Annotated in this window: 17 protein-coding genes; 12 read left to right on the top strand and 5 right to left on the bottom strand. The window is 38.5% G+C overall.

Features of this window, described 5'->3' with window-relative positions; all coding sequences use genetic code 11:
* Window positions 1-75: 75 nt before the first annotated feature.
* The 10 genes from htpG to HC728_RS02115 all read left to right on the top strand — a co-directional run bounded on the left by htpG (window position 76) and on the right by HC728_RS02115 (window position 13156).
* Window positions 76-1971 carry a molecular chaperone HtpG gene (gene htpG / locus HC728_RS02160; protein WP_065604147.1) on the top strand — a complete coding sequence of 632 codons (1896 nt, stop codon included), beginning with the start codon at window positions 76-78 and terminating at the stop codon, window positions 1969-1971.
* 261 nt (window positions 1972-2232) lie between these two features.
* A complete protein-coding gene (gene adk / locus HC728_RS02155; RefSeq protein WP_005418249.1) occupies window positions 2233-2877 on the top strand; it encodes an adenylate kinase in 645 nt (214 codons plus the stop codon).
* Window positions 2878-2962: 85 nt separating this feature from the next.
* Window positions 2963-3931 carry a ferrochelatase gene (hemH, locus tag HC728_RS02150; protein WP_065597786.1) on the top strand — a complete coding sequence of 323 codons (969 nt, stop codon included), beginning with the start codon at window positions 2963-2965 and terminating at the stop codon, window positions 3929-3931.
* Window positions 3932-4272: 341 nt separating this feature from the next.
* Entirely contained in the window at window positions 4273-5571 is a 1299-nt protein-coding gene (gene tig, locus HC728_RS02145; RefSeq protein ID WP_012533616.1) for a trigger factor, read from the top strand.
* Window positions 5572-5676: 105 nt separating this feature from the next.
* A complete protein-coding gene (gene clpP, locus HC728_RS02140; RefSeq protein ID WP_005418252.1) occupies window positions 5677-6300 on the top strand; it encodes an ATP-dependent Clp endopeptidase proteolytic subunit ClpP in 624 nt (207 codons plus the stop codon).
* A gap of 86 nt (window positions 6301-6386) precedes the next feature.
* Entirely contained in the window at window positions 6387-7673 is a 1287-nt protein-coding gene (gene clpX, locus HC728_RS02135; protein WP_005418253.1) for an ATP-dependent protease ATP-binding subunit ClpX, read from the top strand.
* A gap of 132 nt (window positions 7674-7805) precedes the next feature.
* Window positions 7806-10160: an endopeptidase La gene (gene lon / locus HC728_RS02130; protein WP_017018476.1), complete on the top strand. Its 2355-nt coding sequence runs from the start codon at window positions 7806-7808 to the stop codon at window positions 10158-10160.
* A gap of 148 nt (window positions 10161-10308) precedes the next feature.
* Window positions 10309-10605, top strand: a complete 297-nt coding sequence (locus HC728_RS02125) for an HU family DNA-binding protein (RefSeq protein WP_011261491.1) — start codon at window positions 10309-10311, stop codon at window positions 10603-10605.
* A gap of 204 nt (window positions 10606-10809) precedes the next feature.
* Window positions 10810-12666 (top strand): peptidylprolyl isomerase, encoded by a 1857-nt coding sequence (gene ppiD / locus HC728_RS02120; protein WP_190395089.1) that lies wholly within the window; start codon window positions 10810-10812, stop codon window positions 12664-12666.
* A 187-nt stretch (window positions 12667-12853) separates the two neighbouring features.
* Window positions 12854-13156, top strand: a complete 303-nt coding sequence (locus tag HC728_RS02115; RefSeq protein WP_005418259.1) for a ComEA family DNA-binding protein — start codon at window positions 12854-12856, stop codon at window positions 13154-13156.
* A 126-nt stretch (window positions 13157-13282) separates the two neighbouring features.
* On the opposite strand, the gene HC728_RS02110 is transcribed toward HC728_RS02115, so the two are convergent.
* A complete protein-coding gene (locus tag HC728_RS02110) occupies window positions 13283-14638 on the bottom strand; it encodes a peptide MFS transporter (protein WP_065604145.1) in 1356 nt (451 codons plus the stop codon).
* A gap of 382 nt (window positions 14639-15020) precedes the next feature.
* Between HC728_RS02110 and rfaH the strand changes: the two genes are divergently transcribed.
* Complete coding sequence (gene rfaH / locus HC728_RS02105) at window positions 15021-15515, top strand: transcription/translation regulatory transformer protein RfaH (RefSeq protein WP_005418261.1); 495 nt, start codon at window positions 15021-15023, stop codon at window positions 15513-15515.
* Window positions 15516-15574: 59 nt separating this feature from the next.
* On the opposite strand, the gene asnB is transcribed toward rfaH, so the two are convergent.
* The 4 genes from asnB to nagA all read right to left on the bottom strand — a co-directional run bounded on the left by asnB (window position 15575) and on the right by nagA (window position 21572).
* Complete coding sequence (gene asnB / locus HC728_RS02100; RefSeq protein WP_065604143.1) at window positions 15575-17242, bottom strand: asparagine synthase B; 1668 nt, start codon at window positions 17240-17242, stop codon at window positions 15575-15577.
* 288 nt (window positions 17243-17530) lie between these two features.
* Window positions 17531-19135 carry a cation:proton antiporter family protein gene (locus tag HC728_RS02095; RefSeq protein ID WP_005418263.1) on the bottom strand — a complete coding sequence of 535 codons (1605 nt, stop codon included), beginning with the start codon at window positions 19133-19135 and terminating at the stop codon, window positions 17531-17533.
* An 84-nt stretch (window positions 19136-19219) separates the two neighbouring features.
* On the bottom strand, window positions 19220-20434 hold the full coding sequence (locus HC728_RS02090; protein ID WP_065597781.1) for an ROK family protein: 1215 nt from the start codon (window positions 20432-20434) through the stop codon (window positions 19220-19222).
* Between the two features lies 1 nt (window position 20435).
* A complete protein-coding gene (gene nagA, locus HC728_RS02085) occupies window positions 20436-21572 on the bottom strand; it encodes an N-acetylglucosamine-6-phosphate deacetylase (protein ID WP_005418266.1) in 1137 nt (378 codons plus the stop codon).
* A 402-nt stretch (window positions 21573-21974) separates the two neighbouring features.
* Between nagA and nagE the strand changes: the two genes are divergently transcribed.
* Window positions 21975-23468, top strand: a complete 1494-nt coding sequence (nagE, locus tag HC728_RS02080) for an N-acetylglucosamine-specific PTS transporter subunit IIBC (RefSeq protein ID WP_005418270.1) — start codon at window positions 21975-21977, stop codon at window positions 23466-23468.
* Window positions 23469-23595: the final 127 nt, after the last annotated feature.

Below are 23595 nucleotides of genomic sequence, written 5' to 3'. Positions count from 1 at the left end.
TGAATTGCTGTTTTATGACCCTATTTCAATATGTAAGTGTAAATAATGTTACCTCTTATATATTGGAGTTTTTAGATGAGTGAGCAAACTGCTAATAAAGAAACACGTGGATTTCAATCAGAAGTAAAACAGTTACTTCATTTAATGATTCACTCTTTATATTCAAATAAAGAGATCTTTTTGCGTGAACTAATCTCAAATGCTTCTGATGCATCAGATAAGCTACGTTTTAAAGCGCTATCAAATGGCGATTTATATGAAGGTAATGCCGACCTTGGTGTTAAATTATCTTTTAACGAGGCTGCAAATACATTAACCATTTCAGATAATGGTATTGGTATGAGCCGTGAAGATGTGATTGAGCATTTAGGTACGATTGCAAAATCGGGAACGGCTGATTTTTTCTCTAAATTATCTGAAGACCAAAGTAAAGACTCTCAACTTATTGGTCAATTTGGTGTAGGTTTTTACTCTGCATTTATCGTCGCTGATGCGGTTACGGTTCGTACGCGTGCTGCAGGTTCTGAAAAAGATCAAGGTGTTCAATGGCACTCAGAGGGTGAAGGTGATTACACCATTGAAGACATTACAAAAGAAAGTCGCGGTACAGATATCATTCTTCATATGCGTGAAGAAGGTAAAGAATTTCTAAATGAGTGGCGTTTAAAAGAAGTGATTGGTAAATACTCTGATCACATCGGTATCCCTGTCTTTATCTGGACTGTTGAAAAAGACGAAGAAGGAAAAGATAAAGAAGGTAAATGGGAACAAGTAAATAAAGCTCAAGCACTTTGGACTCGTAGTAAATCGGATATTGAAGATGCTGAATACCAAGAGTTCTATAAGCATGTTTCTCATGATTTTGCTGATCCATTAACTTGGAGTCACAACAAAGTAGAAGGTAAAAATGACTACACGAGCCTTCTATATATTCCGGCAAAAGCACCATTTGATATGATGAATCGTGATCATAAAAGTGGTCTAAAGTTATATGTTCAACGTGTCTTTATTATGGACGATGCTGAGCAATTTATGCCAACGTACTTACGTTTTGTTAAAGGGTTAATTGACTCAAATGATTTACCTTTAAACGTATCGCGTGAGATTCTTCAAGATAATAAAGTAACTCAATCATTACGTAGTGCATGTACAAAACGTGTACTGGGTATGCTTGAGAAAATGGCGAAAAAAGACAATGAAAAGTACCTGATTTTCTGGAAGCAATTTGGCCAAGTTCTAAAAGAAGGCTTAGCTGAAGATTTCGCTAATAAAGAAAAAATTGCTGGGCTATTACGCTTTGCAACGACAGAAAAAGACAGTTCAGAGCAAGCTCTAGGCCTTGCTGGCTATGTTGAGCGCATGAAAGAAGAACAAGATAAGATCTTCTATCTAACTGCTGATAGCTATGCCGCTGCGAAAAACAGTCCACACCTAGAACAATTTAAAGCAAAAGGTATTGAAGTTGTTCTGATGTATGACCGTATCGATGAGTGGCTAATGAGCTACTTAACCGAATTTGACGGTAAGCAATTCCAATCAATCACAAAAGCGGGCTTAGATTTAAGCAAGTTTGAAGATGAAGCGGAAAAAGAAAAACACAAAGAAACTGAAGAAGAGTTCAAGTCAGTTGTTGAGCGTACAAAGTTATATTTAGGCGATCGAGTTAAAGAAGTTCGCACCACGTTCAAATTAGCAACGACACCTGCGGTTGTTGTTACTGATGACTTTGAAATGGGTACTCAAATGGCAAAACTGTTGGAAGCTGCAGGTCAAGCTGCGCCAGAAGTGAAGTACATTTTTGAAATTAACCCTGACCATGCTTTAGTAAAACAAATGGCAGATGAAGCTGATGAAGAAGCATTTGGCCGTTGGGTTGAGATGTTACTTGGCCAAGCGATGCTTGCTGAACGAGGTTCTTTAGAAGATCCGTCGCAGTTCTTAAGTGCAATGAATCAACTGCTAGCTAAATAATTATTATTTGTGCTAAATAAGATGAGACCTTAGTAAAGATAACACTAAGGTCTCATTGTCTTTAACGGTGAAAATACACACAATTTAAGAGGCAGTTTTTGCTTTTTTAATTGCAAACTTGATAGCTTTCACAGTTACGTGTATCTTCACGGCTTATTTTTTAGAAATAAAACTTATACCTAAGTTTATAAATATAGGTTAGGTAACTTTTATTTGTAAGGTTTGGTATAAATTCCAAGATTATTTTTTAAGGGGAAAACAATGCGTATCATCCTTTTAGGTGCACCAGGTGCGGGTAAAGGTACTCAAGCTCAGTTCATCATGGATAAATATGGTATTCCACAAATCTCTACAGGTGACATGCTACGTGCTGCAATCAAGGCAGGTACTGAGCTTGGTAAACAAGCAAAATCTGTAATTGATGCTGGTCAACTTGTATCTGATGAGATCATCCTTGGTCTTGTTAAAGAGCGTATTGCTCAAGAAGATTGCGCTAAAGGTTTCCTACTAGATGGTTTCCCTCGTACAATTCCTCAAGCTGATGGCCTAAAAGAGAACGGTGTATCTATCGATTACGTTCTTGAGTTTGACGTTGCTGACGAAGTAATCGTTGAGCGTATGTCTGGTCGTCGTGCTCACCTTCCTTCTGGTCGTACTTACCACGTAGTGTACAACCCACCAAAAGAAGAAGGTAAAGATGACGAAACTGGCGAGCCTCTTGTTATCCGTGAAGATGATAAGCCTGAGACAGTACTTGCTCGTTTAGGTATCTACCATGAGCAAACTGCACCGCTTATCGCTTACTACAACAAAGAAGCTGAAGCAGGTAATACTAAGTACCTTAAATTTGATGGTACTAAATTAGTTGCTGAAGTAAGTGCTGAAATCGAAAAAGCACTAGCGTAATCTTACGTAGTCAGTAATTTATTGCTATATTGAAGCGGCCTTTTATAGGTCGCTTTTTTTATGGAAAATAAATAGGTAATTGACAGTGAATAATAAAAAGACAGGGGTGTTGCTGGTTAATCTTGGAACACCAACAGCGCCAACAGCTGCTGCGGTAAAACAATTTTTATCAGAATTTTTACATGATAAGCGAGTGGTGGATATGAATCGATTCATATGGTGCCCATTGCTTCATGGTGTCATTCTTCCTATACGCGCCCCAAAAGTGGCTAAGTTGTATGAAAGCGTTTGGATGGAAGACGGCTCACCATTATTAGTGTATTCACAGCGACAGGTAAAAGCATTAGAAACACGCCTTTCGATGCCTGTAGCTTTAGGAATGACTTATGGTGAACCAAGAATTAAATCTGGTATTGAGTCATTAGAACAACAAGGCTGTGATGAGATAATTATTTTACCTTTGTATCCGCAATACTCTCGTACTACAACTGCAGCTGTTTTTGACCAAATTGCAAAACAATACAAAACGACACCTGTACTACCCAATTTCACCATGATTCATAATTACCATGATCACCCTTTGTACATTAAAGCACTTGCAAACTCCGTGCGTCAGTCGTGGGAAAGGAATGGAAAGGGGGATTATGTTCTTTGCTCATACCACGGTATTCCACAACGTTTTGTTGATAATGGCGATATTTATGCAGCGCATTGTGAAAGAACAACCGAATTATTAGCACAAGAGCTAGGGTTAACTTCTGAACAAATTGGTATGAGTTACCAATCTCGTTTCGGACGTGAAGAGTGGTTACAACCTTATACTTCTGAAACATTAAAAGTGCTTGCGCCAAAAGGAATTAAATCATTAGACATTATCAGTCCTGCTTTTTCGTCTGATTGTTTGGAAACATTAGAAGAGCTTTCTGAAGAGTGTAAAGAGATTTTCATGGAGTCTGGTGGTCAAAAATACACCTTTATTCCGTGTTTAAATGATGATGAGTTACACATTGAAATGATGGCGGATATTGTTAGTAGCAAAATTTTTAATAAATAACGGTTATTTTAAGAAAAAAATCGTTAATAAGGGTTGAAAAGTACTACTTATTCCCCAATTTCTCATTAAAGATTATCAACAAGTGTAGTGAGCCTCGACATAGAAACGTCAGATCGCTACAATATCGCGTCTTATTTTGCCACTTGGCTAAATGACGTATTTTGATTGCTAAAATACGTATTTGCTTTTGATATAAAAGTAAATAAAAGGAAGGTACCCTGAGGTATCACGAATCATAGGGGTTGCGGTCTATCTTTATAGTCCCGTAACACAAGGATGCGACACGTTTTGTTTTGTCGCAAACTCAGAGAACCTGAGTCGATTTTGAGGTTTATATAAACATGCAAGTTACCGTTGAAACTAAAGAAGGCCTAGAGCGCGTTCTAACTATCACTGTTCCAGCAGCAAACATTGAAGATGCAGTATCTGCTGAGCTTCGTAATATCGCTAAAAATCGTCGCTTCGATGGCTTCCGTAAAGGTAAAGTGCCAATGAAGATGGTTGCGAAAATGTATGGTCAAGCGGTACGCAATGATGTGATGGGTGAAGTTATGCAACGTCACTTCATCGAAGCTATCGTAAAAGAGAAAATCAACCCAGCTGGCGCTCCAACATTTACACCTGTTGAATTCGCAGAAGGTAAAGATCTAGTTTTCTCTGCTTCTTTTGAAGTTTACCCAGAAGTAGCTCTTCAAGGTCTAGACAAAGTTGTTGTTGAAAAACCACAAGTTGAAGTTAAAGATGAAGACGTAGCAGAAATGCTAGAAACTCTACGTAAGCAACAATCTACTTGGGCTGATGCTGATATCGCTGCTGAAGACGGTACTCGCGCTACAATCAACTTTGTTGGTTCTATCGACGGTGAAGAGTTTGAAGGCGGTAAAGCTGAAAACTTCCCTCTAGAAATGGGCCAAGGTCGTATGATCCCTGGTTTTGAAGATGGCATCAAAGGTAAGAAAGCTGGTGACGAACTAACTATCGACGTTAACTTCCCAGAAGAATACCATGCAGAAAACCTAAAAGGTAAAGCTGCACAGTTCGCTATTAAAGTAGTTAAAGTTGAAGCTCGTGAGCTTCCTGAACTAAACGACGAGTTCGTTGCTAAGTTCGGCGCTGAAGGTGGCGTTGAAGGTCTTAAAGCTGAAGTTCGTAAGAACATGGAGCGTGAACTAGCTCAAGCTGTTAAGAACAAGATCAAAGAACAAGCAATCAACGGTCTAGTTGAGCAAAACAACATTGACGTACCTTCTGCTCTAATCGATCAAGAAGTTCAAGTTTTACGTCAACAAGCAGTTCAACGTTTCGGTGGCAACGCTGACACAGCTCCTGAGCTTCCACGTGAACTATTTGAAGAACAAGCTAAACGTCGCGTAGTTGTTGGTCTTCTTCTTGGTGAAGTTATCAAGTCTGAAGAGCTAAAAGCTGATGATGAGAAAGTAAAAGCACTTATCAACGAAATGGCTTCTGCATACGAAGATCCAACAGAAGTTGTTGCTTACTACGAAGGCAACGAGCAAATGATGAACAACATGCGTAATGTTGCTCTAGAAGAACAAGCTGTTGAAGCTATCCTAGCTAAAGCACAAGTTTCTGAAAAAGCATTTGGCTTTAACGAACTAATGAATCAACAACCTGCTTAATTTCTAAATTAATTAAGTAGTTAGTTGACTTAGTTTCACAAGATCTGCTAATAATGGTCCGAATGAAGCGTCATTCGGACCATTTATTTTATAAGGGATACGGTTATGAGCTATCAAGAAAACAATGCAATGCCTTCTATTATGGATGCACTTGTTCCTATGGTTGTTGAGCAAACTTCACGTGGTGAGCGTTCGTATGATATTTATTCCCGTCTGTTAAAAGAGCGAGTTATCTTTTTAACAGGTCAAGTTGAAGATCACATGGCTAACCTAGTTGTAGCACAGTTGCTTTTCCTTGAGTCTGAGAACCCTGATAAGGATATCTTCCTATACATTAACTCTCCAGGCGGCTCTGTTACTGCGGGTATGTCTATTTACGACACAATGCAGTTCATCAAGCCAAACGTGAGTACAGTATGTATGGGTCAAGCATGTTCTATGGGTGCCTTCTTACTTGCAGGTGGTGCTCCTGGTAAGCGTTATGTATTACCAAATTCACGTGTGATGATTCACCAACCACTAGGTGGTTTCCAAGGTCAAGCGTCTGATATTCAAATTCATGCTCAAGAAATCTTAACGATTAAGAAGAAATTGAATACGTTGCTTGCAGAGCACACAGGTCAGCCTTTGGAAGTGATTGAACAAGATACAGATCGTGATAATTTCATGTCAGCAGATGATGCTGTGAAATACGGTCTTGTAGATGCTGTGTTAAATAAGCGTGACTAATTCATAAAAAAGCAGTAACGTTTACAGCAAAGAAGGTAAGTTAGTATAAACTTACAGCATAAAGGCAACGTTTAAGAGGTTAGCAAATGACAGACAAGCGTAAAGACGAAAATAGTGGAAAGTTACTATATTGCTCTTTTTGCGGAAAAAGCCAGCATGAAGTTCGTAAACTAATTGCAGGCCCATCTGTTTATGTTTGTGATGAGTGCGTTGATTTATGTAACGACATTATTCGCGAAGAGCTAAAAGATAATACTCTGTCTCCTAAAGAGAGTAGTGAAGAGTTACCAACACCACGTAATATTCGTGAGCATTTAGATGACTATGTAATTGGTCAAGAACATGCGAAGAAAGTACTGGCTGTTGCTGTATACAACCACTACAAGCGTTTGCGTAATGGCGATACAACAAAAGATGGGGTAGAGCTTGGTAAAAGTAATATCCTTCTGATTGGCCCAACGGGTAGTGGTAAAACATTACTTGCTGAGACTCTAGCTCGTTTCTTGGATGTACCGTTTACTATGGCGGATGCAACCACATTAACTGAAGCGGGTTATGTTGGTGAAGATGTTGAAAACATCATTCAAAAGCTATTACAAAAATGCGATTACGATCCTGCTAAAGCAGAGCGTGGCATTGTATATATCGATGAAATTGACAAGATTTCTCGTAAGTCTGAAAACCCATCAATTACACGTGATGTATCTGGTGAAGGTGTTCAGCAAGCGCTATTGAAATTGATTGAAGGCACAATTGCTTCAGTTCCACCTCAAGGTGGTCGTAAGCATCCACAGCAAGAATTCCTACAAGTAGATACATCTAAGATTCTATTTATTTGTGGTGGTGCTTTTGCTGGCTTAGATAAAGTAATTGAGCAACGTGTTGCAACAGGTACAGGCATTGGTTTTGGTGCTGATGTTCGTTCTAAAGAAAACGAAGCAACAATCGGTGATTTGTTCAAGCAAATTGAACCAGAAGATTTAGTTAAGTTTGGTTTAATTCCAGAATTTATTGGCCGTTTGCCTGTAACAACAACGCTGACTGAATTAGATGAAGAAGCGTTAGTTCAGATTTTAAGTCAACCTAAAAATGCATTAACTAAACAATATGGTGCATTATTTGATTTAGAAGGTGCAGAGCTTGAATTCCGTGAAGATGCTTTAAAAGCAATTGCTAAAAAAGCAATGGATCGTAAAACAGGTGCTCGTGGACTTCGCTCAATTCTAGAAGCGGTATTACTTGAGACTATGTATGAATTACCTTCAAAAGAAGGCGTTTCTAAAGTAGTAATCGATGAGTCTGTGATTAATGGTGAATCAGAACCACTATTAATTTTTGAAAACACAGAAACAAAAGCAATTTCTGCTGAATAGCAAAAAGACAAGTTAGTTGAATAAAAAGGAGGCATTGGCCTCCTTTTTTATTTTTTAATGAAAATTATATTGAATCTTAGCGACTTGCCCCCATATTATTCCTAATAGATACTGACGGAAAGAGAGAAGAATATGAACCTGGAGCGTTCCGAGCGCATCGAGATACCAGTTCTACCATTACGCGATGTTGTGGTATATCCCCACATGGTTATTCCATTATTCGTAGGCCGTGAAAAATCCATCCGTTGCTTAGAAGCAGCAATGGAACAAAATAAGCAAGTTTTACTTGTGGCACAAAAAGAAGCTGCAAAAGAAGAGCCACAGTTAGATGACTTGCACGGTGTTGGTACAATTGCGACAATTTTACAGTTATTAAAACTACCAGACGGCACAGTAAAAGTGTTAGTTGAAGGTCAGCAACGAGCGAAAATTCACCAGTTTCTTGAGGCTGATTTCTTTACTGCCGATGCTGAATTCTTGCTGACACCTGTTATTGATGATGCAGAGCAAGAAGTGATCATGCGCTCTGCAATTAATCAATTTGAAGGCTTCATCAAATTAAATAAAAAGATTCCACCAGAAGTGTTAACTTCATTAAATGGAATTGAAGATGCTGCACGCCTTGCTGATACTATCGCTGCTCATATGCCATTAAAATTGGTTGATAAGCAAGAAGTATTAGAATTAACAGATGTGATTGCTCGTTTAGAATATTTAATGGGCATGATGGAATCGGAGATCGATTTACTTCAAATCGAAAAACGTATTCGTGGCCGCGTTAAAAAACAAATGGAAAAAAGCCAACGTGAGTACTATTTGAATGAGCAAATGAAAGCCATTCAGAAAGAACTGGGCGATTTGGATGATGCTCCTGATGAATTTGAAGCACTGCAAAAGAAAATTGTAGATGCAAAAATGCCAAAAGAAGCGCAAGAAAAAGCAGAGCAAGAGCTTCAGAAATTAAAAATGATGTCTCCAATGTCAGCTGAAGCAACGGTAGTTCGTAGCTACATTGATTGCATGGTTGGTGTTCCATGGCATAAACGCTCTAAAGTGAAGAAAGACTTGGCAAAAGCTGAAGAGATCTTAAATTCAGATCACTACGGCTTAGAGCGAGTAAAAGAACGTATTTTAGAATATTTAGCGGTTCAAAGCCGAGTAAGTAAGCTAAAAGGTCCTATCCTTTGTTTAGTTGGACCTCCTGGTGTAGGTAAAACCTCATTAGGGCAATCTATTGCGAAAGCAACGGGACGTAAATACACACGTATGGCTCTTGGTGGCGTACGTGATGAAGCTGAGATTCGAGGACATCGTCGTACTTACATTGGTTCATTACCAGGTAAGTTAATCCAAAAGCTGTCGAAAGTTGAAGTGAAAAACCCACTCTTCCTTTTGGATGAGATTGACAAAATGTCATCGGACATGCGTGGTGATCCAGCATCTGCTTTATTAGAAGTACTTGATCCTGAACAAAACAGCGCATTCAGTGATCACTATTTAGAAGTTGATTACGATTTGTCAGATGTCATGTTTGTTGCAACGTCTAACTCAATGAATATTCCGGGTCCATTATTGGATCGTATGGAAGTGATTCGTTTATCTGGTTATACAGAAGATGAAAAATTAAACATTGCTAAGAATCATTTACTGACAAAACAAATTAAGCGTAATGGCTTAAAAGAAAATGAAATTGAGATTGATGATTCAGCAATCATTGGCATTATTCGTTATTACACGCGTGAAGCTGGTGTTCGTAGTTTAGAGCGAGAAATCTCTAAATTATGCCGTAAAGCGGTTAAGCAGATCTTACTTGATAAATCGATTAAGAAAGTAACGATTAATCAAGATAACCTGAAAGATTTCTTAGGCGTTCAGCGCTGTGATTACGGTAAAGCGGATGATGAGAATCGTATTGGTCAGGTTGTTGGTTTAGCTTGGACTGAGGTAGGTGGTGACTTACTTACTATTGAAGCTGAATCAATGATAGGTAAAGGTAAACTTACTTATACAGGTTCGCTTGGTGACGTGATGAAAGAGTCAATCCAAGCAGCAATGACCGTAGTTCGTACTCGTGCTGAAAAATTAGGTATTAATCCTGATTTCTATGAAAAGCGTGATATTCACGTTCACGTACCAGAAGGTGCAACACCAAAAGACGGTCCAAGTGCAGGTATCGGTATGTGTACGGCACTTGTTTCAAGCTTAACTGGTAATCCGGTTCGTTCTGATGTTGCAATGACGGGTGAAATTACATTACGTGGTGAAGTACTGCCTATTGGTGGTTTAAAAGAAAAATTGTTAGCTGCACACCGTGGTGGAATTAAAACCGTGATCATTCCAAAAGAGAATGAGCGTGATTTAGAAGACATTCCAGCGAATGTAATTGCTGATTTATCTGTACATCCAGTTAAGTGGATTGACGAAGTTTTGACATTGGCTTTACAAAGCGACCCATCAGGTTTTAGTGTTGAACAATCTAAAAAGTGATGTGTAGCAAAAAACGTTGATATAACAGGGCTGACAAGTCGAAATGACTTGTCACTCTATATTGATATCGTTAAGTTAGACTCTATTGCTGTGAAGATAAATTCACACAACAAATATTATTATATGGACTCGTTCATTAAACTGTTGAATGAAAATTTTAAAGGGGAATACCGTGAATAAATCTCAATTAGTTGATCAAATTGCTGAAAGTGCAGATATCTCAAAAGCAGCAGCAGGCCGTGCTTTAGATGCACTAGTTGAAACAGTAACTGAGACGCTAAAAAGTGGCGATCAAGTAACTCTTGTTGGTTTTGGGTCATTTGTAGTTCGTGAGCGTGCAGCTCGCACAGGTCGTAACCCTAAAACTGGTGAAGCGATTGAGATTTCAGCTGCAAAAGTTCCTGCTTTTAAAGCGGGTAAAGCATTAAAAGATGCGTGTAACTAATCGAAAACTAGATAAAACTCTACACAAGCTAGCGTAACGCTAGTAGACTAGAGATATGAGTCATAGGCGCATCCAATGATGCGCTTTTTTATTGTTAAATTTTTCTTTTGTTGAACTATTTTAAATTTTCACTATCAATAGAAATTGAAATGTTTTCTTAGGAATAAAATCATTCCATTCGGTGATTAGGAGTTAATACACATTATGATGGATCGAATTCGCGAAGGTTCAACAGGCCTTGCAGTTAAGATCATTCTCGGTCTAATTATTTTCTCATTTGTATTTGCAGGTGTAGGTAGTTATTTAGTCGGTGGTGGCCAGCCTTTAGCAGCGAAAGTTGGTGAGCGCGAAATTACTCGTAATGAGTTTGAGCAAGTTTATCAAAATGAACGTAACCGTATGCAATCACAGTTAGGTGAATATTTTGCTACGTTACTGGGTGATCCTGCATATGTAGAGCAATTCCGTAAGTCAGTTTTAGACCGTATGGTTAATGATGCACTGCTTGATAACCAAGCTCAAGATTTAGGCTTGCGTATTAGCGATGATCAAATTCGTCAAACTATCCTTTCAATGCCTCAATTCCAAAAAGATGGCAAGTTTGATGAAGAAATCTATAACATTTCTTTACGCCGCGCAGGTTTTAGCTCTGATAGTTTTGCCGCTTACTTACGTCAAGACTTAGTAAGAAACCAGCTAGTTATGGCGTTGGAATCGACAGAGTTTACGTTATCAAATGAAGTTCAAGCACAAGCTGCTTTAGAAACTCAGCAACGTGAAATTCGTACTATTACATTAAATACTGCTGATTTTGCTAAAAATGCAAAAGTAACAGATGAAGAAATCACAGAATACTACAATGCAAACAAACAACAATTTGTTCGACCTGAACAAGTAAAAGTGTCATATGTAGAGCTATCTGGTAATTCATTAAAAGCGCAGGCGCCAATTACAGATAAAGAAATTGAAGAGTACTATCAAGCAAACTTAGATAAATATTCTACACAAGAGAAGCGTGAAGTTAGCCATATTTTAATTAAAGGCGACGAAGCTGATACACAAAAAGTGCTAGATAGAATTAACAATGGTGAAGACTTTGCCACTGTAGCTAAAGATGCTTCACAAGATATCCCTACAGCTAAAGAAGGTGGTTCTTTAGGCTGGATTGAACGTGGTGTTATTGATCCTGAGTTTGAAGATGCTGCTTTCCAATTAGCAAAAGTTGGTGATCATTCTGGTATCGTTAAATCAGCGTTTGGTTATCATATTATTCAATTGAATGGTATCGAAGAGCCAACGACAAAACCGCTTGCTGAAGTAAGTGCTGATATCAAATCCTTCTTAGTTGATGAGCATGCAGCAGATGCGTTTTACAGTCTACAAACTGAATTAGCTGAAAAAGCGTTTGAATCACCTGATTCATTAGATGATGCAGCAGAAGCAGTTGATGCGAAGATTGTAACATCTGATTTCTTCTCTCAAGCTGATGCACCTAAAGCGCTTGCGGATTCAGCTGTACTTCAAGCTATTTATAGCCCAGAAGTTAAAGAAGATGGCTTAAACTCTGATGTTATCGAAATTGCACCTGAACGCGTTATCGTTGTTCGTGTTGAAGATGTTCGTGATGAAATGGTTTTACCTCTTGATGAAGTAAAAGATGCAGTAATCGCTCGATTATCTCAGGCACAAGGCGAACAGAAAGCTCTAGAACTTGCTCAAAACGTAATTTCAGGTCTTAATAACGGTGACAATAGTGTTATCGCAAATAATGGCTTAGCGTTTGCTGAGGCTCGTATGATCAGCCGTAATGATGAGTTAGCAAATGATGTATACCGCTTAGAGAAACCTGTTGATGGTAAATCAACGTATGCGCAGGTTATGGATCGTCAAGGAAACCATGTCATTGTTGCTCTTGATAGTGTATTAGAATTAAATGATTCAAATATGTCATCGCAAATTGCTACTGGTTTATTGCGTTCTCAAACTCAGCAAGATTTAACTGCAACGTTAGATACGCTAAAAGAAAGTACAGAAATTAGCTATCCGTTACTTGAACAGTAAAGCATTTCTTTGTAACTGATAAATATAAAAGACGGGCTCCTATAAGGGGCCCGTCGTGTTTTTAAAGATAGAAACTATTTCCATATAGGTTTTTAGTAAACGTTTTAATATGCTTTTTCCGATGTTTGAATAGGTGTTGTTTTCTGATGTATCAATCATCATTTTTTCATTTTAAAAAGGATACATAATGAAACGCATACTCACTTTACTTAGTACCTTGATGTTAACACTAACACTTTTCTCTGCTTCAGTAGCAGCAGAAGTAACAAAAAGCGATACACATGAAGGTATTGAAATAACGGTTAACATCAACCAAGCAGGAGCTGAAGAGCTAAAAACGTTATTGGTTGGTGTTGGAGAATCAAAAGCTCAAGCGATAATTGATTACCGTAATGCTAACGGCAAGTTTGTCAAAGCTGATGATTTAACGAAAGTTAAAGGTATTGGGGATAAACTGGTTGAGAAAAACCGAGATAGAATCACATTGTAGAGTTATATTTAGTTGTACCAATTTAGCTAATCCGTTCATTGGTATAATAAAAAGGCAGCCATGAAGGCTGCCTTTTTTGTGCTAAATCGCATTCTGAATATTTGATATTCAGTTTGGACTTACTTATTAATGGGCTTTTTCAGCACCGTGCATCCAACGAATAAGCGTACCTGAAATTATCAGAAGAAGAACACCAGAAACCGTTGCCGTGATAGCAATACCAGCAAAAATATCTAGAGCACCTAAGCTTTCAACATGTGAGCCTACTAAACCTGCAATGTAGTTAGAGATAGCATTGAAGCCAAACCAAGTCCCCATCATTAATGAAGCTAAACGTAATGGAGCTAATTTAGTCACTAATGAAAGACCAATTGGTGATAAACACAGTTCACCTAAAGTATGGAAGAAATACGCGCCAACTAACCAAAGCATTGAGGTTTTAATGGTTAAGTCGCCACCTTGTTCTAGTACTGCGCCAACCATACATACGAAACCCATAGCCAAGAAGAATAGAGCCATCGCAAATTTAACTGGTGAGCTTGGCTCTTTTGGACCGAGTTTAACCCATATTCCAGCAATGATAGGAGCAAGAACAATAATAAAGAACGGGTTTAACGATTGGAACCAAGCTGCAGGAACTTCAAAAGAACCAATCATTCTATCTGTGTATTGTTGTGAATATACATTCATTAGGCCACCAGCTTGTTCAAAGCCCGCCCAGAAAACAATAACGAATAAACCCATGATCATGACCACTTTTAGTCGGTCAATCTCTTCTTTAGTTAACGCCGTGCTTGATTTACCAGCTGCTTTTGCGTTTTCTTTTGCAATATGTGCAGCAGGTCTAACACCAATGTCACCTAAGAAGCGTTGGGCAAAAAGGCTTTGAATGATCAAACTGATGATCATACCGATACCTGCTGCAACGAAGCCAGCTTTCCATCCCCATACTCCAGTTACAGAGCCTGATACAACACCAGCAAGTAAAGAACCTAAGTTAATACCCATGTAGAAGATAGTAAATGCACCATCGCGTCGATGATCACCATCTTCATACAAATCACCAACCATTGTTGAAACATTTGGTTTAAATAAACCATTACCAGCGATTAGAAAACCAAGACCGGTATAAAATAAGGCTTCGACAGAAAAAGGAAGAAAATCGTGCGGTAAAGCCAAAGTAAATTGACCAATTACCATTAAGAAACCGCCGATTAATAATGCTTTACGTTGGCCTAAGTAATTATCAGCTAACCATCCGCCAATGAGAGGGGTTATGTACATAAGGGCGGTATAAGTACCATATAGGCTTAATGCGTCTTTTACTGTCCAACCCATACCGCCATTGATGGTTCTATCTGTGAGATATAGAACCAAGATAGCGCGCATTGCGTAATAGGAGAAGCGTTCCCAAAGCTCTGTTCCAAAAAGTAAGAACAACCCTTGAGGGTGTCCCATAAGTAATTTGTTGTTATTTGACATAATGTTCTCTTTTATAATGGAATATTATTCTTCTTATACTGCGTAAATTTATACGCTTTGAATGTCGTTACTGCAATGTCGTACATTTTTATGTGATTTGCGTAACATTTTAACTCTTTGAAATGTTTGGAAACACTTTAAATCAGTAACATTATCATACTCTGTTTTTGTATTCTCTTATAGGCTTAAGTTCTTTTTTGTTTTGACTTGTTGGTTTTTTATTTTAATTTTGTATTGTTATTTAGACTTTAGATGTAATTTTGGTTATTTATCGATATTTAACATTTGTTGTGCGTGCAACTATTGATTTTTACTAGGAAATCATTTTTTTGAATGATTTGACATGCTATGATCTTCAGTTGGTTTGGTTAGGTATTGAGTTATGAAACAGTGGTATTTACTTTATTGCAAACGCGGTGAGCAAGAGAGAGCGAAACTACATTTAGAAAATCAAATGGTAGAGTGCTTTTATCCTGAGATCGTTGTAGAGAAAATTGTTCGAGGAAAAAGAAAACAAGTAAAAGAACCACTATTTCCATGCTACATGTTTATCTATTTTGACTTTGAGGTAGGTCCATCGTTTACTTCTATTCGCTCTACTCGTGGAGTCAGTGATTTTATTCGATTTGGTGCTCAGCCAAAGGTTCTGCAAGGTGACTTGATTTACTCATTAAAAGCGCTCGATGAAAATAACAATAAAGAAAAATTAGAGTGTTTACCTGAAGCTGGACAAAAAGTAGCGATAAAAGAAGGACCGTATAGCGGTATTGAAGCGATTTATAAAGAAGCTGATGGTGAAAAACGTTCCATCCTCTTAATAACGTTAATTAATAAAAAAGTAGAAATAAAAATACCTAACTCAGATATCGAATATTAATGTAATAAAAAAGCGCCTATAAGGCGCTTTTTTATTACATTAAAATGAGTGCTAGTGCATTAATCGTATGCTTCGTTATGAACGGCTTGAACAGCACGACCTGACGGATCTACACAGTTCTGGAAAGATTCATCCCATTCAATCGCTTTTGCTGATGAACAAGCAACTGATGGACCACCTGGAACACATTTCGCTGCATCCTCTAGAGGGAATAACTCTTCAAAGATTTCTCGATAAACATACGCTTCTTTCGTTGTTGGCGTGTTATACGGGAAGCGGAATTTTGCTGATTCCATTTGTTGATCTGTTACTTTTGCCTCTGCTGTTTCTCGTAATGTGTCGATCCAGCTATATCCAACACCATCAGAGAATTGTTCTTTCTGTCTCCATGCGATAGCTTCAGGTAAATAATGCTCAAAACATTCACGTAAGATGTGTTTTTCCATCTTCCCATTGCCACACATCTTATCTTGTGGGTTTAAACGCATAGCCACATCAATAAATTCTTTATCTAAGAATGGAACACGGCCTTCTACACCCCAAGCGGCAAGTGATTTATTCGCTCGAGCACAATCAAACATGTTTAAAGCAAGTAGTTTACGAACGGTCTCTTCATGGAACTCTTTTTTGTTTGGTGCTTTATGGAAGTAGAGGTAGCCACCAAAGATTTCGTCAGCACCTTCACCAGAAAGTACCATTTTAATGCCCATTGCTTTGATTTTACGACCCATTAAGAACATTGGTGTTGATGCTCGAATCGTGGTTACATCATAGGTTTCAATATGATAAATAACATCACGAATCGCATCCAACCCTTCTTGAATGGTGTAAGTCATCTCATGGTGAACAGTACCCAGTTTATCTGCAACTTCACGAGCGGCTTTTAGATCTGGTGCACCCTCTAAACCAACAGCAAAAGAGTGCAGTTGAGGCCACCATGCTTCCGACTTTTCATCGTCTTCAATACGCATCGCCGCGAAGCGTTTAGCTACGGCAGACGTAATAGATGAATCTAATCCACCAGAAAGAAGTACACCATAAGGAACATCTGTCATTAATTGGCGTTTTACAGCATCTTCAAGTGCCTGCGTTAAGTCTTCTTTACTTGTTGGGTTATCTTTAACTGCATCATAATCCATCCAATCACGTAAATAATAACGCGTTGGTTCTGCATCTTTTGATGAGTAGAAGTGGCCAGGAGGAAACTCACTGATTGATTTACATACAGGAACTAATGCTTTCATTTCTGAAGCAACATAATAGTTACCATGTTCATCATAACCGTGATACATAGGGATAATACCAATATGGTCACGACCAATTAAATATTCATTTTTTTCTTCATCGTAAAGAATGAAGGCAAAAATACCATTTAAATCTTCGAGTAGATCGGCTCCTTTTTCACGATATAACGCTAAAATAACTTCACAATCTGAATCAGTTTGGAATGTGTAATTATCTGCGTATTTTTCGCGAAGCTCTTTGTGGTTATAAATTTCACCATTAACAGCAAGGATGTGCTTTTTATCTTCGCTATAAAGAGGTTGTGCGCCACTGTTTAAGCCAACGATAGCTAAACGTTCATGCGCTAAAATTGCTTTGTCAGATGAATAGATACCTGACCAATCTGGGCCTCGATGGCGTAACTTTTTAGACATTTCTAAAGCGGTAGTTCTTAGTGGCGTTGGATCGCTTTTAATATCTAGAATTCCGAAAATTGAGCACATAAATTAGTTCCTTCTACTCTTCTTAATTTTTATCTTAAATTATTGTCCTGAATACAATTTGCCATTACCGCTAAAAAAATCAACCCAGAAATACAAATAAATTCACAAATACGACCCATGATTAGATATTTTTTAACAAAATGAAGATTTACTTATTGAATCGTTACTTGGTGCTGCTTTTTTGAACTGAAAGTTATAATTATTGAAGATAAAAGAGATAAAAAAAGAGAGCACAACAAACGATGCTGTGCTCTCTTCATTATTTGAATGAAATAAATTAACGATAAATTAATGTGTTATGTAATCTTTATGATGATTAAATTGTGGATCCAACTGTTCACTTACATGGCGGGCAAAACCACTGCCTGCTTCGTGGTAAATATTAAATGCAGCATCAACACCTTGTTCAATTAATCCATCAATTTGGTCATTATATGCTGCGATTGCCGCGGTTTGTCCTTGATAGTTTCTGGTTTGTAGTTGCTCAAGTGCAAATTGATTACCTTGGTGATTTGGCATCGCTAATAAAACTAACTTTACGTGCGACGTTGAAAGAATACGTTCCCAAAAATCAGGGTCGGTTGCATCACCAGAAATCACATTTCTTCCTAGCTCTTGGTGCTGTTTTGCTGATTCTTCACGCAATTCTATGCCTAAAATAATGTCACCATATTTTTCTTTTAGTTCATCATAGGCGCCACTACCAATACGGCCCATACCTAAAATCAAAATTTGAGCGCGTCCGGGATTAATTAGCTTATCCATCGGATTTAATCGTTCAGCAGTATGTTCTTTTAGCCAATGACGAGAACGTTGGTAAATGGTATGTCCGAAATTATTTAATGGTGCTGAGATAATGAACGAGATGGAGACCGCAATAGCAATGGCAACCAAGGTATCTGCTGGTAACCATCCCATTTTAAAGGCAAGACCGCCAACAATAAGCCCAAATTCGCTGTAATTAAATAGAGTTAGGGAGGCAAGCAATGAGGTTCGCACTCGGAACTTGAATTTATTAATAATAATGAAGTACAAGAAACCTTTAACAGGCAGCAATAGAATAAGGATCAGAGCGAGTCCAAGACCTGAAATAGTTGGTGCAGCAGACAAGCCTATATTTAAAAAGAAGCAAATGAGGAGAACTTCTTTTAAATTAAAAAGTGATTTAGATAATTCTGAGGCTTTTGCATGTCCAGCTAATAGCATTCCTAAGATAAGTGCACCTAGATCCGGTTTCATACCTACTAATTCAAAAGTACCTGCACCAGCAACTAACGCTAAGAAAATACCGTAAAGGACCAGCATTTCACCGTGCCCAGCCCAATCGAGTAGTTTAAAAAACAATGGTCTAAACAAAGGTAATGCAAAAAGAGCGAGCGCGGTAATTTCTGGAATTTTACCCGTTGATGCAGTTAAAAATACAACCGCAAAGATATCTTGCATAACAAGAATACCAATGGCTAAGGTACCGTAGGTTGCATTCATTTCACCTTTTTCTTGTAATGCTTTTACTGCGAATACTGTACTTGAGAAAGAGAGTGCAAAACCAAAGAGTACCAGTTGAGCTGTCTCTATGTTGGCAAGCATATTGATGCCAAGAAGTTTAAGCCCTAATAATGCAAAGGTAAAAAACAGAGTTGAAAAGACATTATGAAGTGTAGCGCCTAACCAAATTTCTTTAGCAAGTAATGTTTTGATATCTAATTTTAAGCCAATGGAAAAAAGTAATAGGGTGACTCCAAGATCCGCAAATGTCTCAAGGGCGTCGTTAGATTGAAAACCAAGGGCGTGTAAACCAAATCCTGCTAATAAAAAACCGACAAGAGGCGGTAGATTAATTTTTAAAGCAATAAATCCCATTACAAACGCTGCAATGATAAAAAGTAACTCCATATACTCATGTTCCTGATGGTAAGCGAAAAAAAGGGCTGCTAATAGCAACCCTTAGAATAATAACACGTGAATAGAGACTCGTGATTATTCATCGAGTAATTTTTGTAACAAGACCCCATTAAGCATCGCACGTTTTACCATAGAGAATGCCCCGATCGTTGGTTGGTCGTATAACTCAGAAGCAACAATTGGTAGATCTTTATGGAAAGTAGTTAATGATTGATTTTTAATACAGTTACGAATTGCAGCAAATAGGATTTTATCTGCATGGGTAATTGCACCTGCGATAACGACCTTTTGAGGATTAAATAAGTTTATTGTCATCGCAATAGCCTTACCTAATTGATTACCTACACGCAATATTGTTTGAGTCGCTAGCTCATCGCCATGATTTGCAGCATGACAAATATCTGTCATGGTGATTTTTGGTAACTGAGAAAGACTTGATGGATAGCCTTGTTTTAATAAGGACTCAACACGTGCAATGATTGCTGGGTCAGCAGCAACGGTTTCTAGGCAACCAAAATTACCGCATTGGCATTTATCACCAATAGGGTCAATTTGGATATGACCAATTTCACCTACATTGCGGTTATGACCTAAAAATACTTTGCCATTAACAATGATACCTGCACCAGTACCACGGTGAACACTGACTAAGATCGAATCATAACAATCTTGTGAAGCACCAAAGTAATGTTCAGCAAGTGCAAGGCCACGAACATCGTTACCTACAAAACATTCAGTATTAAAATTATCTTTGATGAAATCCGCTAGAAGTAGCTTGTTTACATCGGTATTTGGCATGTATTCAACCACACCCGTTTCAGGGTTAACTAAACCAGGAAGAGTAATGCCGATAGCAATTAATTGCTTAATTGTATCTTGGTTTTTTGAAATAAAGCCTTCCAATAGTAATTTCAGCCCATCTAGTAGATGTTCTTGGTTGCTATAATGGAATTCTTGGTATTCGCTAGCCAGCTCTTTAGTCGAAAGATCAAACAAACTCAGTTGAATGTAATCTCGTCCTAGACGTACTGCTATAGAGTGGAAAGGGGAGGTTTCAGTGGTCAAGGAGATAGCTCTTCGACCACCAGTAGATGCTTGTTGCGCGACTTCTTTTATTAAGCCGCGCTCTAATAGTTGACGGGTGATTTTGGTAACACTTGCAGGAGCCAGCTGGCTTACATCTGCAATTTGAATTCGAGAAATCGGACCTTTTTGGTCGATTAAACGATAAACAGCCGCACTGTTTAATTGTTTTACTAGATCTACATTACCAATTTGTCCGCCAGTCATATTAACTTTGCTCGTATTGTCCGTTCACAACAGTCGCTTTTACATTGAAGTCACGATCAAAAATAGCAAGGTTAGCAACCATGTTCTTTTTAATGCGGCCAAGTTTATTATCTAAGCCCATAGCTTGAGCTGGATATAAAGTCGCCATGCGTAGTGCTTCGTCTAAAGCGATTCCAACGTGCTCAACTGTATTCTGAACTGCTTCAATCATAGTCAGAGCTGAGCCACCTAATGTGCCATTTTCATCAACACATTTGCCATCCTTGTAATATACTTTCTTACCCACAAAAATAAAGTATTCCATGTCAGCACCTGCAGGAGCTGTGGCATCGGTCACTAATACTAGTTTTTCTTTCTTTATTTTGTGTGCAATACGGATGTTTGCATAGTCAACATGGAAACCATCAGCAATGATGCCAGCATAAACGTCTGGAGTATCATAAATTGCACCCACAACACCTGGTTCACGACCAACCATAGGTGTCATTGCATTAAACAAGTGAGTTGCGAAAGTGATACCTGACTCAAACCCTTGACGAGCTTCAGCATAAGTTGCGTTTGTGTGGCCAATAGATACCACGATACCTGCTTTATGAAGGCGCTCGATATGCTCAGGATCATTTTGCTCTGGTGCTAGCGTTACTTTTGCTATTAGGTCTGCGTTATCACACATAAGTTGGATCATGTCTGAGTCTGACGTACGGATATGATCAACGCTGTGAATGCCTTTTTTCATTACGTTTAGGTATGGACCTTCTAGGTGCAAACCTAAAGATTGGTTTTGATATTTGCTGTGGTATTCACGAGCTGCTTCGATTGCCGCACGCATATCTTCATCAGAAGAAGTAATCAACGTTGGTAAGAAGCTAGTACAGCCTGATTTTAGGTTTGCTTCATGCATAATTTGCATGGTTTCTGCTGTAATTTCATCATTAAGCATTACACCGCCACAACCATTAAGCTGAAGATCGATAAAGCCTGGGCTTAGAATCGCTCCATCTAAGTCTTTTAGCTCAATACCAGCTGGTAGTTCTGATGTTGGGCAAACAGCTTCAATCTCTGTTCCATTAATGATTACTGAATGGTCAGTAAGAACATCGTTACCTGTATAAACTTTACAGTTAGTTAGCGCATACATAGCTTGAATCCTTTGGTTATAATTTAGAGTACGAAAAAAAATAAACTTTTTTCGTTGAAATTTTTAAGCAGGTGAAAATAGAACTGCTTACTGAGCGGTACACTCAGAATACCTAAATGTTACGTTCAGTAATGACAAAATTTGGTCATAATATGCACCAAATTTTATTCCTGATGTTTTATTCTTTCGAATGATAAAATAAGTTTTATGATCTCGCTAGCAAAATACCCTAAATATTCCTTCCGCAGGTGATAATGATCACAATACGTTAGCTTTTAATTTGCGGGGCGAAATTAATCCCTTACACTGACCCTGTTTATAACGAGTAACGAAATAAGTTTTGTGAAGAACAGGTTAAGTTATTCAAAAAAAATCTAAAATCCTTATAGGGGGAAACTAAAGGTGAATATTTTAGGATATTTTCAAAAAGTAGGTAAGGCACTGATGGTACCAGTTGCTACATTACCTGCAGCAGCAATTTTAATGGGTATTGGTTACTGGATTGACCCGGTAGCTTGGGGTGGCAACAGTGCACTTGCAGCGTTTTTAATCAAAGCTGGTGCGGCTATCATCGACAACATGTCAGTACTGTTCGCAGTAGGTGTTGCTTATGGTATGTCTAAAGATAAAGATGGTGCAGCTGCACTTTCTGGTTTTGTTGGTTTCCTAGTTGTTACTACTCTTCTTTCACCAGGAGCAGTTGCTCAAATTCAGGGTATTGATCCTGCTGCAGTTCCAGCTGCATTTGGTAAAATCAATAACCAATTTGTTGGTATCTTAGTTGGTATCGTATCTGCTGAAATCTACAACCGTTTCTCTTCTGTAGAACTGCATAAAGCACTTGCATTCTTCTCAGGTAAGCGTCTTGTACCTATCCTAACTTCTTTCGCAGGTATCTTAATTGCGTTTGTACTTATGTACATCTGGCCTGCAATTTACGGTGGCCTAGTACACTTTGGTGAATCAATCCAAGGTATGGGTTCTGTTGGTGCTGGTATCTACGCATTCTTCAACCGTCTACTTATCCCTGTTGGTCTTCACCACGCACTTAACTCTGTGTTCTGGTTTGACGTAGCGGGTATTAACGATATTCCTAACTTCCTAGGTGGCGCTAAGTCTATCGCTGAAGGTACTGCAACTGTAGGTGTTACAGGTATGTACCAAGCTGGTTTCTTCCCAATCATGATGTTTGGTCTACCAGGTGCAGCACTAGCTATCTACCACACTGCTAAAGTTGAGAACAAAGAAAAAGTTGCATCTATCATGATCGCTGCTGGTTTCGCATCATTCTTCACTGGTGTAACAGAACCTCTAGAATTCTCATTCATGTTCCTTGCTCCTGCACTATACGTAGTTCACGCAGCATTAACAGGTATCTCTGTATTCATCGCAGCATCTATGCAATGGATTGCAGGTTTCGGTTTCTCAGCTGGTCTTGTAGATATGGTACTTTCTACTCGTAACCCTCTAGCTGTTAACTGGTACATGCTAATTATCCAAGGTATCGTATTCTTCGCAATCTACTACTTCGTATTCCGCGCTGTAATCGTTAAGTTCAACCTTAAGACTCCAGGCCGTGAAGACGACGAAGACGAAGAAGGTTCAACAGTTGGCGGTTCTAAAGAAACTGGTGAGCTAGCTAAACAATACCTTAAAGCTCTAGGTGGCCACGAAAACCTAGAAAACATCGATGCTTGTATCACTCGTCTACGTCTAACTCTTAAAGACACTAGCGTAATCAGCGAGAAGCAACTTAAAGCTCTAGGTGCAATGGGTGTGGTTAAACTTGGTTCAAACAACGTTCAAGTTATCCTTGGTCCTCTTGCTGAAATCGTAGCTGGCGAAATGAAAAAAATCCCAGCTTCTGAAGACCTAACAGCAGTTGCACTACCATAATTATTGAGTAATTAACTCAAAATCAACAAGCCGCTCTCTTTAGAGCGGCTTTTTTTATATAAATAACCAAACTATTTGATTCTATATATTGAGTATCTGCCCATAATTGTGGATCATAGGGAGATAT

Source organism: Aliivibrio sp. S10_S31 (genome assembly GCF_014694495.1).
Taxonomy (GTDB): domain Bacteria; phylum Pseudomonadota; class Gammaproteobacteria; order Enterobacterales; family Vibrionaceae; genus Aliivibrio; species Aliivibrio fischeri.
This window is presented reverse-complemented; position numbering and strand designations above follow the sequence as displayed.